The 14375-nt window shown below is 68.3% G+C and carries 13 protein-coding genes; 4 read left to right on the forward strand and 9 right to left on the reverse strand.

Annotated features, from left to right (window positions below; all coding sequences use genetic code 11):
• Nucleotides 1-9 precede the first annotated feature (9 nt).
• Entirely contained in the window at nucleotides 10-1101 is a 1092-nt protein-coding gene (locus tag ACZ5ZX_RS14430; protein WP_465502443.1) for a lipase family protein, read from the reverse strand.
• 91 nt (nucleotides 1102-1192) lie between these two features.
• On the opposite strand from ACZ5ZX_RS14430, the gene ACZ5ZX_RS14435 reads away from it, so the two are divergent.
• Nucleotides 1193-1813 (forward strand): TetR/AcrR family transcriptional regulator, encoded by a 621-nt coding sequence (locus ACZ5ZX_RS14435; protein ID WP_465502444.1) that lies wholly within the window; start codon nucleotides 1193-1195, stop codon nucleotides 1811-1813.
• 659 nt (nucleotides 1814-2472) lie between these two features.
• Here ACZ5ZX_RS14435 and ACZ5ZX_RS14440 read toward each other — a convergent pair.
• Genes ACZ5ZX_RS14440 through ACZ5ZX_RS14470 form a run of 7 tightly spaced genes read right to left on the reverse strand, consistent with a single transcriptional unit; the run spans nucleotide 2473 to nucleotide 9299 of the window.
• On the reverse strand, nucleotides 2473-3066 hold the full coding sequence (locus ACZ5ZX_RS14440) for a GTP-binding protein (protein WP_465502445.1): 594 nt from the start codon (nucleotides 3064-3066) through the stop codon (nucleotides 2473-2475).
• Complete coding sequence (locus ACZ5ZX_RS14445; RefSeq protein ID WP_465502446.1) at nucleotides 3044-3424, reverse strand: DUF742 domain-containing protein; 381 nt, start codon at nucleotides 3422-3424, stop codon at nucleotides 3044-3046. The genes ACZ5ZX_RS14440 and ACZ5ZX_RS14445 overlap by 23 nt, the downstream gene beginning before the upstream one ends.
• Nucleotides 3425-3444: 20 nt before the next feature.
• Nucleotides 3445-3870 carry a roadblock/LC7 domain-containing protein gene (locus ACZ5ZX_RS14450; protein WP_005156032.1) on the reverse strand — a complete coding sequence of 142 codons (426 nt, stop codon included), beginning with the start codon at nucleotides 3868-3870 and terminating at the stop codon, nucleotides 3445-3447.
• The gene (locus tag ACZ5ZX_RS14455) at nucleotides 3867-6548 is read right to left on the reverse strand and encodes a sensor histidine kinase (protein WP_465502447.1); all 2682 of its coding nucleotides are present in this window, start codon (nucleotides 6546-6548) and stop codon (nucleotides 3867-3869) included. Before ACZ5ZX_RS14455 ends, ACZ5ZX_RS14450 begins: the two co-directional genes overlap by 4 nt.
• Before the next feature lie 14 nt (nucleotides 6549-6562).
• Nucleotides 6563-7339 carry an ABC transporter ATP-binding protein gene (locus ACZ5ZX_RS14460; RefSeq protein ID WP_465502448.1) on the reverse strand — a complete coding sequence of 259 codons (777 nt, stop codon included), beginning with the start codon at nucleotides 7337-7339 and terminating at the stop codon, nucleotides 6563-6565.
• A complete protein-coding gene (locus ACZ5ZX_RS14465) occupies nucleotides 7336-8295 on the reverse strand; it encodes an ABC transporter permease (RefSeq protein ID WP_465502449.1) in 960 nt (319 codons plus the stop codon). Before ACZ5ZX_RS14465 ends, ACZ5ZX_RS14460 begins: the two co-directional genes overlap by 4 nt.
• Complete coding sequence (locus tag ACZ5ZX_RS14470; RefSeq protein WP_465502450.1) at nucleotides 8292-9299, reverse strand: ABC transporter substrate-binding protein; 1008 nt, start codon at nucleotides 9297-9299, stop codon at nucleotides 8292-8294. The genes ACZ5ZX_RS14465 and ACZ5ZX_RS14470 overlap by 4 nt, the downstream gene beginning before the upstream one ends.
• A gap of 394 nt (nucleotides 9300-9693) precedes the next feature.
• Here ACZ5ZX_RS14470 and ACZ5ZX_RS14475 point away from each other — a divergent pair, with 394 nt between their 5' ends.
• Entirely contained in the window at nucleotides 9694-10065 is a 372-nt protein-coding gene (locus tag ACZ5ZX_RS14475; protein ID WP_465502451.1) for a hypothetical protein, read from the forward strand.
• A gap of 62 nt (nucleotides 10066-10127) precedes the next feature.
• Here the strand turns inward: ACZ5ZX_RS14475 and ACZ5ZX_RS14480 are convergent, their stop codons facing one another.
• Nucleotides 10128-11816: a purine-cytosine permease family protein gene (locus ACZ5ZX_RS14480; protein ID WP_465502452.1), complete on the reverse strand. Its 1689-nt coding sequence runs from the start codon at nucleotides 11814-11816 to the stop codon at nucleotides 10128-10130.
• 241 nt (nucleotides 11817-12057) lie between these two features.
• Here ACZ5ZX_RS14480 and pdxH point away from each other — a divergent pair, with 241 nt between their 5' ends.
• Nucleotides 12058-12738, forward strand: coding sequence for a pyridoxamine 5'-phosphate oxidase (pdxH, locus tag ACZ5ZX_RS14485; RefSeq protein WP_465502453.1), 681 nt, complete (start codon nucleotides 12058-12060; stop codon nucleotides 12736-12738).
• 338 nt (nucleotides 12739-13076) lie between these two features.
• Nucleotides 13077-14360 carry an MFS transporter gene (locus ACZ5ZX_RS14490; RefSeq protein WP_465502454.1) on the forward strand — a complete coding sequence of 428 codons (1284 nt, stop codon included), beginning with the start codon at nucleotides 13077-13079 and terminating at the stop codon, nucleotides 14358-14360.
• Nucleotides 14361-14375: the final 15 nt, after the last annotated feature.

The following is a 14375-nucleotide window of genomic DNA, read 5'->3' on the forward strand; positions in this document are numbered from 1 at the left end:
GACTCCCCGTCAGAACTTCGTGCCCAGCCAGGCCATCGCGACCGGGCCGCCGGTGGAGACGCCGCCGATGTGTTCCAGCAGTGGGAATTCCTGCCAGGTGACGTCGGCGCCGAGTGCGCGGTAGCGGTCACGCAGCCCCTTGCCGACCGACAGCGGGATCAGTTCGTCCAGTGACGCGTGGTACAGGTAGACCGGCGCGCCGGGCTTGGTCTTGCCCGCCAGATTCTCGCCGAGCCGGGCCTGCCAGCGCGGGTCGGATGAAACATTCGGCACGGTCGTGAAGTCGTTGAGCCGAGCGAAAGGCGCCGCCGCGCCGAGTTCGACGGTGCACGCTTCCTTGACCTTCGCGACGGCCTGCTCGCCCTTCGCGTTGAGCACGTCGTTGAACGGCAGTTCCGGGTACGCCGTCGAGTAGCCGACAGCGGCACCGAGCACCAGACCGAACGCCGGACCGCCGTCGTTGAACTTCAGGACCGCGTTCAGATCCGCCGGGACCCCGCCTTCCGCGACGCCGACGAGGTTGACGTCGGGAGCGTAGGACGGCTGCAGTTCGCCCGCGAACGCCGCGGCCTGACCGCCTTGTGAGTAACCGAAAACGCCGACCGGGCCGGTCTTGGACAGGCCGGCGTCGGGCACCCTCGCGGCGGCGCGGGCCGCGTCGAGGACGGCCCGGCCTTCGGACTGGCCGACGGCGTAGGTGTGCGTGCCCGGGGTGCCGAGGCCTTCGTAGTCGGTCACGACGACCGCCCAGCCACGCGAAAGTGCTTGGCTCATCAGGAGGACTTCGTTCTCGGACCCGTTCGTCAGCCGGGTCGACGGCGCGCAGCGGTCGCCGAGACCGTGGGTGCCGACGGCGTAGGTGACCAGCGGGCGCGGCCCGTTCGTCCAGGGGGTGTGGGGGACGAGCAGGATGCCCGACACCGTGTTCGGCTGCCCTGTCGCCGAGGTGGAGCGGTAGAGGAGTTTCCAGGCCTTCGCCGGGGCGGTGGCGATGACCGGCTTGTATTCGACCAGATCCCCCGGCGCGCTCGGCGCGGCTTGCGCGGCCGGGGCGCCGATCAGGGCGGCGGTGAGAGCTGCGACCAGAACTGTCCGAAGCACCGTTGCCTCCAGTTTGGTAATTAAGATTTTCGCAATGTAGGCGGTGTTGGTAGCATCTGGCAATCCCTATTACCGAATCGGGGGAGGTCGAGTGGCCCGCACGTACGGCGGGGTCGCACCCGAGCAGCGGCGCGCCGAACGGCGTGAACGCCTGCTTTCCGCGGCCCTGGACCTGTTCACCTCGACGGGCTACCAGCAGGCGAAGATCACCGAGTTGTGCACGCGAGCCGGCGTCTCGACGCGGAACTTCTACGAGGAGTTCGAGAGCAAGGAGCAGGTGCTGCTGACCCTGCACGAGCGGATCAACGCCCTCGCGCTGGAGCACGTCACCGGCGTCCTGGACCGGCTGGAGAACGCCGACGCGGTCACCCGGATCGGGACCCTGCTCGACGTCTTCGTCAGCACGGTGACCTCGGATCCGCGCATGCCGCGGCTGAACTACGTCGAGGCGGTCGGGGTCAGCGCCGCTTTGGAGGCGCAGCACCAGGAATGGGTCGACCGGTGGGCCGCGTTCATCGAAGCCGAAGCCCGGCACGCCGCCCTGCACGGCGTCGCGCCGGACCGCGACTACCATCTGACGGCCGTCGCGCTCGTGGGCGCGGCGACCGGGCTGCTGCGCGAGTGGCAGGCGCACACGCCGCCGTTACCCGTCGCCGACGTCGCAGCCGAACTCCGGGCCCTGATGCTCGCCGCCATCACCCGGCCGGCCTGAGGCGCCCGCGTTTCGTCCTCTGGTGGTCTTGAGTGGCAGGGGTAAGGCAAAGGTGGAGTGGCCGGCTGGCTGCCGTGAAGATTCCCTTACCTACCCCGAAAGTCGTGAAGCCTGGCGTCAGGCGAGGAGCTCCCCGCTGAGGCGCGGTTCTGCGCGGGGGGTCGTGAGTGGCAATGAGGGTTTTATCGAGGGGCATGGCGTGCCCCGGCGCAGGACCGGGCTGACTGACGGAAGCCGGGCCGCGCCCCCCAGTGTCCACAAAGGACGCTTTCGGAAGAAATTTGTCCGACTTGCGCGACTTGCGCGGTTCTGCGCGGGGGGTCGTGAGTGGCAATGAGGGTTCTAACCCTATTCGCCACTCACGACCCCCACGCGGAACCGCACATAGCGCCATCAACCGGACACCGAATCTCCGAAAGATGTCCCTTGTGGACAGTCGCGCGACGTGCCCCGCCTCAGCCGGGAGCTCCTCGCCTGCCATCAGGCAGCGAGCCGATTACGCCAGGTTGCCTTACCCCTCAATTGAGCCCTCGTTGCCACTCACGACCCCCTTCAGGACCGTGCATGCCTGTCGCCAGGTAGTGAAGGCCTCCTTCACTACCGTGAGGGTAGGTAAGGGTCCCTTCACGGCAGCTGAGCCATATTTGCCTTGTCCCTCGTCAGGAGGCGGCGGAGGCCCGGCGGAAGGTGTTGTGCAGGACGGCCAGCAGCGCGTCACGGACCGAAAGCCGCTGCCGCGCGTCGAAGGTGATCAACGGGACGTCGTCGCTCACCGCGAGCGCCCACCGCACATCCTCGAGGTCGTGCTTGAGGGAACCGTCGAACACGTTCACCCCGACGACGAACGGCAATCCGGCCTTCTCGAAGTAGTCGACGGCCGGATAGCAGTCGTCGAGCCGCCGGGTGTCGACGATGACCAGCGCGCCCAGCGCGCCCAGCACGAGGTCGTGCCACATGAACCCGAACCGGTCCTGGCCCGGGGTGCCGAAGAGGTACAGCTTCACCTCTTCGTCGATGGTGATGCAGCCGAAGTCCAGCGCCACGGTCGTGGTGGTCTTCGACGGCACGTCTCCGCCCGCGTCGTCGACGGCCGCCCCGGTCGAGGTCATCGCCGCCTCGGTGGTCAGCGGTTTGATCTCCGAGATCGCCCCGACGGTGGTCGTCTTGCCGACCCCGAACCCGCCGGCGATGACGATCTTGACCGGTGTCGGCGGCTTGGCCGACGCCGGTTCAGCGAATTGCTTCGAGTCCACGAATGACCCTTTCGATCATGCCGAGGTCCTGGGTGAGGGTTCCGGTCGGCCGTCGGAGTACGACGTAGCCGAGTGCGGCGAGGTCCGCCACGAGCACCCTGGCCACGCCGATGTGCAGGCCGAGCATCGCCGCCACTTCGGCGACGGATTTCGTTTCCCGGCAAAGGGAAACGATCTCCCGTCGTTCGAAGGTCAGCCTCGACTGCGAAGCCGCCCCGAGTCTGCTCGTGAGCACCTGAGCCTCGATTTCGAGCGTGCCGTCCACCGGCTGTGCGCGGCCGGCGGTGAGCAGATACGGGCGCAGCAGCGAAATGTCCTGCTCGCCACCCCGGGGGCGAGGTACCTGATCGTCGCTCATTCCCTTGTCCCCTCGTCCTTTCAGCTGCCGACGCTCTTCTTGAGTTCCTCGATCAGCGCGGGGGTGAGCACCTCGGTGGCGCGGTTGGCGAACATCGCCATCTCGTAGGCGATCGTGCCGAGGCTGGCCTGCTTCGTGGCGAGCACGCCGAGCGAGCAGCCGATGCTGATCGTGCAGACCAGCAGGTAACCCTGTTCCAGCTCGATGATGATCTTGTCGGGTGAACCGAGCGGGTGGCTCTCGGAGACACCGTGCGCCAGGCCGAGCATCGCCGAGCAGATCGCGGCCAGCCGGTCGGCGTTGGCGCGCTCCAGCTCGGACGACATCGCGATCAGCAGGCCGTCGGCCGAGACGGCGATCGCGCCCATCGCGCTCGCCGTGTTCTGCGCGAAGCGCGTCACCAACCAGTTGAAGTTCCGGGCTTCGACGCTGACTCCGGTCGTCATTTCTTGCTCTTCTCTCTCTGTTCCATCGCCGGGTTGACGGCTTTCTCCAACCCGTCACTGAAGGCGTCGAACGCGGCACGCTCGGCCTCGGGGTCACGCATGCCCTTGGGCTTGGTGGTGTTCAGTGCCGCCCGCGCGGTCTGGTGGCGCGCGGCCGGTCCCTTCGCCAGGCCCGGTGCCAGCTGGGCACCGGGGACCCGCCGGGTGAGACCGCCGCGCGAAGCGGCGGGCACCGGTGTCGGGGTCGGCATCGGCATCGGGTTGCCCGCCGGTGGACTCACCGGTGGCGGCGAAGCCTGGGGCGGCACGGTGTTAGTTGGAGTCCCAGTGTTCGAAGAAGTCCCAGTGGCCTTCGCGAGCCCTGCTTCGAAGCCGTCGAAGGCCGCTTTGGCCGCCTCCGGATCATGCCTGGACTTCTGCCGCGACGGTGCTTCGGGGGCACCGGGAAGCTGCGCGCCCTTGACCCGCCGCCGCAGTCCGCCGCGGGTCTCCCCGGAATCGGCGGCGGTCAGCGTCGGCGCGGGCGCCTGGTACACCGGGGCCGGGGCCGGGGCTGGAATCGGCGTGGGTTCCGGCATCGGCTCCGCGATCTCCCCGTCGGTCTTACGGAACCACCGGAAGTCCTTGGGGCGCTGGCCGTCGCGCGGGATCATCCCGGCGATCGCCAGCGTCGGCAGCTCCCGGGCGGACGATTTCTCCCGCGCTTGGGGCTGGGCGGGCTCGTCGACCGGTTCCGCCGTCGGCCAAGCGGGCGGCGGAACGCTCTTCTGCACCGGTGCGCGGTAGGTCAGCAGATTCGGCGGGACGGTGATCCGCGCCGTGATGCCCCCGCCCGCCTCGGTCTCGGTCAGCTCGACCTTGAGCCCGTGCCGCCGCGCGAGGCGGCCGACCACGAACAGGCCGAGCACACTGGTCGGCGCCAGTTCGAGCCGCTCGCGTTCGACCAGCCGCCGGTTCTCCTCGGCGAGCCGTTCTTCGGTCATGCCGATGCCCTGGTCCACGATCACGATCAGGCAGGAGCCGTCGGGCAGCACCTTCGTGCCGACGTCCACAAAGGACTCCGGCGGGGAGAACGACGTCGCGTTCTCCAGCAGTTCGGCGAAGATCAGCACCAGGTCCGAACCGAACGGCGACGACAGCAGGACGTCGCCCATCGAGCCGAGCCGGACCCGCTGGTAGTCCTCGATCTCCGCGAGCGCCGAACGCAGCGCCGTCGACAGCTCGATCGGACCGGAGATCCTTGCTTCGTCCCGGTTTCCCGAAACGACGAGGAGGTTGTCCGCGTTGCGGCGCAGGCGGGTGGAGAGGTGGTCGAGCCGGTAGAGGCTCGCCAGCAGGGCGACGTCCTGTTCGTTGCGCTCCAGTTCGTCGACCAGCGCCAGCTGCCTGCCGACCAGGTTCTGCGTCCGCTTCGCGACGTTCGCGAACATGAGACCGACGTTGCGCCGCGTGACGGCCTGCCGTTCCACCAGTTCGGCCGCGGTCGCCTGGACCCGGTTGAACGCCTCGGCTAGCTTCCCGAGTTCGTCCTGGGAGGAGACGTCGATGGTGGCGAGCCGGGGCGCGAGTTCTTCGGCCTGTTCGGTGTCGGAGACGCGGACCAGTTCGGTACTCGCGAGGTCGGCGACCGACGTCGCCGCCGTGGTCAGCTTCCGCAGCGGATCCGCGATCGACCGGCTGACCGCGATCGCGAGACCACCGACCAGCAGGAACAGCACACCGGCGCCGATACCGATCGTCCACGCCAGGTTCTGCGCGGCGTCGGCTCGCGCGGTCGCGGCGTCGGCGATACCGGCGGTGACCTCGTCCTGGACGAGCCGTCGCTGGTTCGACTGGGCTTCGACGGCACCGAGGATGTCCGGCAGTATCGCCTGCACCGCCTGCGGCGTCCTGGCCTGCGGGATCTTGGCTTCCAGCGCGTCGACCCGGCGGCCCGTCTCGCCCTGGTCGACCGAGACGACCTCGGTGGACTGCGTGACGTCGGCCTGCTGCACGAATCGTTCGAGGAACAGCGACGCCTGCTGTTTCGCGTCGTCCAGCACCGGCTCCCCGGATTCGGGAGTGACCAGGACGATGATCAACGCCATACCGCGCAACGAGTACTCCTCGTTCGCGCGCAGCAGCGCGTCGAGCGCCGTCAGCTGACGGGTGCCCTCCGCGTCACTGGTCTGCTGCGGCACCAGGCGAAGCGCGTTGATGACCGCGTCGATCACCGCGTGGTACGTCCGCGCCACGCTGTCCAGTGAGGCGCCGCGCCGGAGCGCGTTCGCGCGGATCTCGTCCAGCGAACCGATCCGGACCAGCGCGGCGGCGAGCTCTTCCGGCGCGTCGGAACTCAGCTGTGCCCGGACCTGGTTCACCGTGTCGGCGACGACACCCTGCTGCCGCACCATCGCCGAACTGCCCGCCGACGTCGACGCGATGTAGTGCGCCGTCAGCAACCGTTCCCGCTGCAGTTCCCACGCCAGCGCGCCCAGCGCGCGAGCCTGCGCCGCCACGTCGGCCGTGGTGCGGGCGGACCGCGCGTCGTCGATTTCCCCGGCGACGTAAGGCACCGACACCAGGACCACCGCGGTCAGCGGCAACATCAGGAGCAGGTTGAGCTTGCCCCGGATGCCGAGTCTGCCGAGAAACCCGGAGCGCGACTTACGCTCCGGCCGCGTTTTCCCGTGCCTCATGGTCACCTTTCTCCTCAACTCCGCCCGAGATGTCCGCGGTGCTGCTCCCGGACGAGGTCTTCGATGGACGCGCGCAGCGCGAGGAACTCCGGCGCGCGTTTGACCGAGAGGTCGCGCTCACCGGGTAGATCGACCACGATATCGGCGGCGACCCTGCCCGGATCCGACGCCAGCACCACGACCCGCCGCCCGAGGAACACGGCCTCTTCGACGTCGTGGGTCACCATCAGCACCGTCGTCTGGGTGTCGGTCCAGATCCGGCGGATCAGGACCTGCATGTCCTCTTTGGTCTGGACGTCGAGCGCGCCGAAAGGTTCGTCGAGCAGCAGCACCGCTGGCTCGCACGCCAGCGCCCGCGCGATCGCGACCCGCTGCTTCTGCCCGCCGGAAAGCTGCTTGGGCAACGATTTCCGCAGCCCTGCGAGCCCCGTCTCCTCGAGATACCAGTCCACCCGGCGAGCGCGTTCGGCCTTGTCGAGGCTCAGCAGTTCGAGTCCGAACGCGACATTGCTCTCCACCGAGCGCCACGGATACAGCGCCCCGTGCTGGAAGACCAGTCCGCGATCCGGGCCCGGCCCGGTCACCGCGTCGCCGTCGAGGGTGATCAGCCCCTCGGACGGTTCGGTCAGCCCGGCGATCAGCGAGAGCAGGGTCGACTTGCCGGACCCGCTCGCGCCGACGACGCAGACGAAGTCGCCGCGCGCGATGTCGAGGTCGATCCCGTCGAGTGCCCGGGTGGTCTTGCCTCCGGCGGTGTAGTCCTTGGCGATGCCCTTGAGTTCCAGTGTCACGCCGCCCACTTCCCGACCCGCGTCCGCAGTTGCCGGAGCGCGACGTCGATGATCAGGCCGAGCAGGCCGATCACGATCAGCAGCGCGAAGATCCGGTCGGTCTGGGTGAACCGCTGCGCCCGCATGATCCGCAGGCCAAGCCCGGCGGTGGCGTTGATCAGCTCGGCGACCACCACGAAGTTCCACGCGGCCGCGGCGTTGACGCGGGTCGCGTCGATCATGCCGGGCAGCGCGTGCGGGACGATCACCTTGCGCAGCACCTCACCGCGCCGCGCCCCGAGCGTGTAGGACACGTCGATCAGCGAACGCGGCACTCCGCGGACCGCGTCGGCCGTCATCAGCGTGTTGAAGAAGACCGTGCCGAGGAACAGGACGGCGACCTTCGACGGCTCACCGAGACCGAGCCAGATCATCAACAGCGGGATGAACGCGCTCGCCGGCAGGTAGCGCAGCATCGCGATGACCGGCTCGAACAGCGCCAGCCCGGCGTTGAAGGTCCCCATCACGATGCCGAGCGGCACCGAGACGAGCACCGCGAGCCCGAAGCCGAGCAGCACCCGCTGGGTGGTCGCCCAGAGGTCGCTGAACAGTTCGCCCGACTCGATCATCTTCACCAGCGCGTCGAACACCGCGACCGGTGTCGGCAGGAACAGGGGCTTGACGACCTGCAGCGCGTTCAGCGTCACCCAGATCAGCAGCGGGATCGCGAACGACAGGACCGCCAGCGTCCACCGCCACCGCGCGGAAATCGGCGTCCTGAGGGAGAACAGCGGGGAGGCGTTCGGTTTGAGGCCTGCCCGGCGGGGCAGCGGCGACCAGTCCGGCCGCGCGCCGCCTCGCCGACGGTCCTCCTGCGCTTCGGCGAGCCGCTGCTCGTCGTCGAGGTGACGCGCTTCGGCCTCTTCGGCGGTCTCCGTCCGCTGAACGGACGAACGCGCCGAGCCCGTGGTGCTCACGGCACCGACTTGACGTACTGGTCGTCGAACAGCCCGTCGATGTTGGGCCGGGCCGGGGCCAGCCCTGTGGAGACCATGAAGTCGGCGATCTTGCCCGCCTGGAAGTTCAGATGCGCGGGGGTGACGCCCGGGGTGAACGCGTCGAGGTTCTGCTGTTTGGTGAAGATCGTGGTGCCGGCGTCGTAGGTCTTGTACTCGTCGGTCGTCACGGCGCCGCGCTTCGCCATGATCTGGACGGCTTCGTCCTTGTTCTGCTTGATCCAGTCGATCGTCTGGAACCAGGTGGTCACCAGCGCCTGGACCTCCTTCTTGCGCTCCTTCGACATCTTCTCGGAAACGACGAGGTGGTCCGGGATGGCACCGGGGAACTCGGCGGACGTCGCGATCGCGCGGCTGCCGGGGCGCTCGAGCGCCTTCGAAGTGAATGGGGCGAACGCGGCGACGGCGTCGACCTGCCCGCCGACGAAGGCGGCCGCGGCGGCGTCGGTCAGCAGCGGGACCAGCTCGACGTCCTTCTCGGTCAGCTTCGCCTCCTGCAGGGCGAGCAGCAGGAGGTAGTGGTCGACGGTGCCCTGCTCGACGGCGACCTTCTTGCCCTTGAGGTCGGCGACACCGGTGATCCCCTCACGGGCGATGATCTTGTCGTTGCCCGTGGAGTTGTCGTTGACCAGGACGACGGACAGCTTCGCGCCACCGCTGACCGAGGCGAGGGTGTCGTTGAGGGTCTGGCTGTTGGCGTCGATCGCGCCGGAGGAAAGTGCGTTGATGCTTTCGGTGTAACTGTCGAACCACTTCAGGTCGACGTTCACGCCGTTCTTCTCGAAAAGGCCTTTTTCCTGGGCCACCGCCCACGGGAACCAGCCCGGCCAAGCGCTGTAACCGATGGTGACCTTGGTGCCGGAAGCGGCTGTGCTGGTGTCCGAACAAGCCGAAAGGGCTGTCACACCGGCCAACGAAATGGCGCACAGCAACGCCGTCATGAGACGGCGGGAACGGGAAATCACAACGCACTCCTGGGGAAGGGGAGTAACACGGGCCTGGAAAGTTCCGGTGGCTCGAGCGCAGGAGTGATCGACCGGCGTCGAACTCCCTGGCGGAAGTACGGCCGGCAATAAGCGGATGGAGCGGCCGCACACCCGGCCGTCCCACCCTGAACCTCTAAACACTCTGGATAGAGGTGATCACCCCGTTGCCCTCGGCGGCGATCCTATCGAGCGGCGCAAGGTCTACCTAGTGTGATCATCGGCTCTTTGCTCGATTTGCTGTCACATTCTGCTAAATCCGGCCCGTTCCGCCCCAAGGGGCGAGGTCTGGACCGGTGGGCAACCCGGGGTACGGCGGCGCGCGTACACCAGGTGGCCGGTGAATCCCAGCCGGCCGATCTGGAGGGAGTGGAAGATGAAAATTCGTTCGGCCGCGTTGTGCGTCGCGGGTGCGGCGCTGGTGTCCACGATGGTCGGAGCGGGACCGGCGAACGCGACGAGACCGTCCAGTCTCGTCATCAGTCCGGGCAGCGTCGTCGCAGGTGGGACGGTGACCGCGGATATCTACTGCCTGCGCCCGTCGGGTGCCGGGGAGCTCGCGACGACCCTCGTCGCGGACGGTCTCGCGGCGCCGATTCCCTTGCGCGTAGTGGGAGACGGCGGCACCGGCGGGATCGGTGTCGCGTTGCGCGGCGACGGTCCCGTGGGGACGGTGCCGGGCCGGTACACGGCGTCCTACGACTGCTGGGGCTGGATTGTTCGCGCGGAGTTCACTGTCACGAACTGACAACGCGACCTCGCCAGAGGTGAAGGCCGCCGCCGGATTCCGGCGGCGGCCTTCACCGCGTCTCACGGACGGGCCGCCGGCATCGTGGGCATCGGCAGGTCCACCGGTCCCGCTGTCCGGCACATGTCGTGGCAGGTCGCGTCGAGCGTGCAGCACAGCGAGCAGATGGCTCCGGACTGCTTCGCGCAGTCGGCGATGTCGGGCAGTTCGAACTCGTCCTGGCACACCGAGCAGATATGTGTCGCGCGGAGTTCCTCCGGCGTTAATTTCTGTCGAATGACAGAATTAGGACGGGCCAGATAGGTCCTGCCCTTCGTGGCGATGGCGATGGCCGGGACGAGCACCATCGCGACGACCAACGCGAGCAACGGGCTGAATGCGGACAGGAATTGTCCGAAAGCGCCGAAATAGGCGGCGATCGAAATGGTGGACGCGACGATCATCGAACCGAATCCGACCGGGTTGATCTTCGGCAGATAAGCCCGTTTGAATTCGATGTACCTCGGTGAGAGGCCGAGCGGTTTCACGATGACGAGATCCGCGCAGACCGCGCCTATCCAGGCGATTGCCACGTTGGAGTAGAAGCCGAGGATCTTGTTCAGGAAGGCGAACGCGCCGAATTCCATCAAGGCGAGCGCGATCCCGCAGTTCACCAGTACGTACCAGACCCGGCCCGGGTGACGGTGCAGAACCCGGGAAAAGAAGTTGGCGAACGACAGCGATCCGGAATAGGCGTTCGTCGTGTTGATCTTGATCTGGCTGACCACGACGAACAGGGCGGCGAAGGTCAGCGCCGCCGGGCCGAGCGCCGGCTTGACCGCCTCCAGGTAGGGCGCGATCGGCTCCAGCGCGTGTGCCTTCCCGACCACGCCGAGGGCGAGGAAGGCCAGCAGCGCGCCGCCGATCTGCTTGGCGGCGCCGAGCACCACCCAGCCGGGGCCTGCCGCGAGAACGGCTCCCCACCAGGCCCGTTTGTTCGAGTCCGTCTTCTCCGGCATGAACCGGAGGTAGTCGGCCTGCTCGCCGATCTGCCCGATCAGCGACAGCGCGACCCCCATGCCGAAGCCGAACCCGATCGCCGAGAAGCCGGAGCCCGCGCCCTCGGTCCCGCCGAACGAGGCGAACTCCGCGAACTTGCCCGGCTCCCGGATCGCGACCACCACGAACGGGAGGACGAGTCCGGCGATCCACAGCGGCTGGGTCCAGGCCTGCATCTTCGCGACCGCGCCCATCCCGTACAGCGCGAACGGCAGGACGATCAGCGTCGAGAGCAGGTAGCCGATCGGCAGCGGGATGCTCAAGGCCAGCTGGAAGGCCTGCGCCATGATCGAGCCTTCGAGCGAGAAGAAGATGACGGTGAAGCTCGCGTACACGAGCGACGTCAGCGTCGAACCGAAGTAGCCGAAGCCCGCTCCGCGCGTCAGCAGGTCCATGTCGACGCCGTACTTCGCGCACGCGTGCGCGATGGGGACGCCGGTCACGAAGATGACCAAGGCCGCCGCGAGGATCGCGAGCACGCCGGAGGTGAACCCGTAAGAGAGGACGATGCTGGCGCCGATCGCGAAGTCGGCGAGGTAGGCGATCCCGCCCAGCGCCGTCGTCGCGACGACGAACGGCGACCAGCGGCGGAACGAGTGCGGGGCGAAGCGCAGTGAGTAGTCCTCGCGGTTCTCGTTGGCGGCGAGCGGGGCGTAGGTGCGCTTCGGCGGAGCGGTCTCCGGAGATCCGGTGGTGGGCAGCGTGCCGGTCATGAACCTGCCTCCGTGGTGGTGGGGGAAGGAGAGCACGCCGAAAGTAGGTCCGGCCTTTATCGATCAGGGTCCGGCAGGTAACCACCGGGTTACGGCTTGCGGTCCAGCGGTTACACACTGATGACCGCGCCCGGGTGGCGGGAGTCACCGTTCAGTGGGTTTCGCCGCCGCGTCCGAGGCAATACCGTCGGCGGCAAAGCCGAAGTCACAGATGCCCCGACCGGGTACGGAGGTTTGGCGGATGATGCCGGAGATCAAGGATGGCGTGGACGACGACGCCGTCGTGCGCCTGCCCGGAATGCGAGTGGCCTACGAAGGAGGCGCCTTCGACGAGTCCGCGCTGGCGGAGACGTGGTTCGCGCAGCTGCAGGACTGGCTGAACCAGGCCGTCTCCGCGGGAGTCGCCGAACCGAACGCGATGGTGCTCGCCACGACCGACCCGGAGGGCAGGCCGTCCTCCCGGACCGTCCTGTGCAAGGGCCTCGACGAACGCGGCGTCGTGTTCTACACGAACTACACGTCGACGAAGAGCCACGACCTGACCGCGACGCGCTACGCGTCGGTCACCTTCCCGTGGTACCCCCTGCAGCGTCAGGTCCACGTACGCGGCGAGGTGGAGAAGGTCAACGTCGCCGAGACCACCGAGTACTGGAGGTCGCGGCCGCGGGGTTCGCAGCTCGGGGCCTGGGCTTCGCCGCAGTCCCGCGTCGTCGACGGCCGCCGTGCCCTCGACACCGCGCTTCACGGCATCGAGCGCCGCTTCGCCGACGTCGAGAACATCCCGGTCCCGCCGCACTGGGGCGGGTGGCGCATCCGGCCCGACGTCGTCGAGTTCTGGCAGGGCCGCGAGGACCGCATGCACGACAGGCTCCGCTACGTCCGGACCGACGACGGCTGGCAGATCGAGCGCGTCGCGCCGTAATTTTTGTCGCGCGCTTCCGCAAACGCGCCGAAGGGGCGCCGTTCCGCATCAACGTCACGTTGAGAGGGAAGGCGCCCCTTCATCGCGTTTCCGGGGGCCTTCGGCCCAAAAGAGGGCGCGCGACGGTGAAGTCTCCCTGTCGCGCTGGCGCGCTCCCGGGAGACCGTGGGGTCGCCGAGTCTCGGTGCGGTTGCGGAGGGGGCTGAAGGGGCCCTTCGCCGCGTGAGATGCGGCGAAAGCGCCCTTCGCCGCGTCTCACGCGGGGAAAGGGCCCTTCAGCCACCCGGTGACTTAAATCGCGCGCGAGTGGTTAGTTAGCGCGGCTAAGCTGTCGGGTTGTGAGTGACGACGTGGGGGTTGACCAGCGCAAGGGTGTCCGCAAGCTGTTCGGTTCGATCGTCGTCGACACCCGCCCGCTCAAGATCCCCGCGTTCCGCCGCCTCTGGCTGTCCACCGCGGTCACCGCCATCGGCTCCCAGCTCACCGCGGTCGCGGTCCCCAAACAGGTCTTCGACCTCACCGGTTCGTCGGCGTATGTCGGCCTGACCGGCCTGGTCGCCCTGGTCCCGCTGCTCGTGTTCGGCCTCTGGGGTGGCGCCATCGCGGACGCCGTCGACAGGCGCAAGCTCCTCATCGTCACCAACGTCGGGGTCACCGTCACCTCGGCGGTCCTGTGGCTCCAGGCGTTCCTGAACGTCGGCTCGGTCTGGCTCGTGCTCGTCCTGCTGGCGGTCAACCAGGCGTTCTTCGCGATCAACATGCCGACTCGCAGTGCCGTGGTCGCCCGGCTGGTGCCGGACAACCTGATCGCGTCCGCGACCGCGCTGAGCAGCACGATGGCCACCTTCGGCGCGGTCTTCGGCCCGCTGCTCGCCGGTTCGCTGATCCCGGTCCTCGGCCTCTCGACGCTCTACCTCATCGACGTCATCGCGTTGACCGCCACCCTCGTCGCGGTCTGGAAGCTGCCCCCGATCCCGCCGCTCGGCGAGATCGCGCGCCGCGCCGGGCTCCGCGACATCATCGACGGCTTCCGCTACCTGGCGACGCAGAAGATCCTGCTGGCCTCGTTCCTCCTCGACATCATCGCGATGGTGGCCGGGATGCCGCGCGCGCTGATCCCCGAGATGGCCGAGCGCACCTTCGGCGACCCGCCGGGCGGCGGCCCGGCCCTGGGCTGGCTGTACGCCGCGCTCCCGGCGGGCGCGATGCTGATCGGTCTCTTCTCCGGCTGGCTGACCAGGATCCGCAAGCAGGGGCTCGGCGTCATCATCGCAGTCTGTGTCTGGGGCGCCGCCGTCATCGGTTTCGGCCTCGCGCAGTCGTTGTGGCTGGCCGTCTTCTTCATGGCGCTCGCCGGCGCGGCCGACATGGTCAGCGCGATCTATCGCATGTCGATCCTCCAGATCGCCACCACCGACGAGATGCGCGGACGGCTGCAGGGCGTGTTCACCGTCGTCGTCGCGGGCGGGCCGAGGATCGCCGATCTCACCCACGGCTGGGCGGCCGCCGGGGTCGGCACGGCCGCCGCGGCTTCCGGCGGCGGCGTGCTGGTCATCGTGCTGGTCATCGCGGCGGCGCTGCTGATCCCGTCGTTCTGGCGGTACCGGGCCCCGGTGGACTGATCGGCCGGGGCTATC

Source organism: Amycolatopsis sp. NPDC033938, assembly GCF_055575975.1.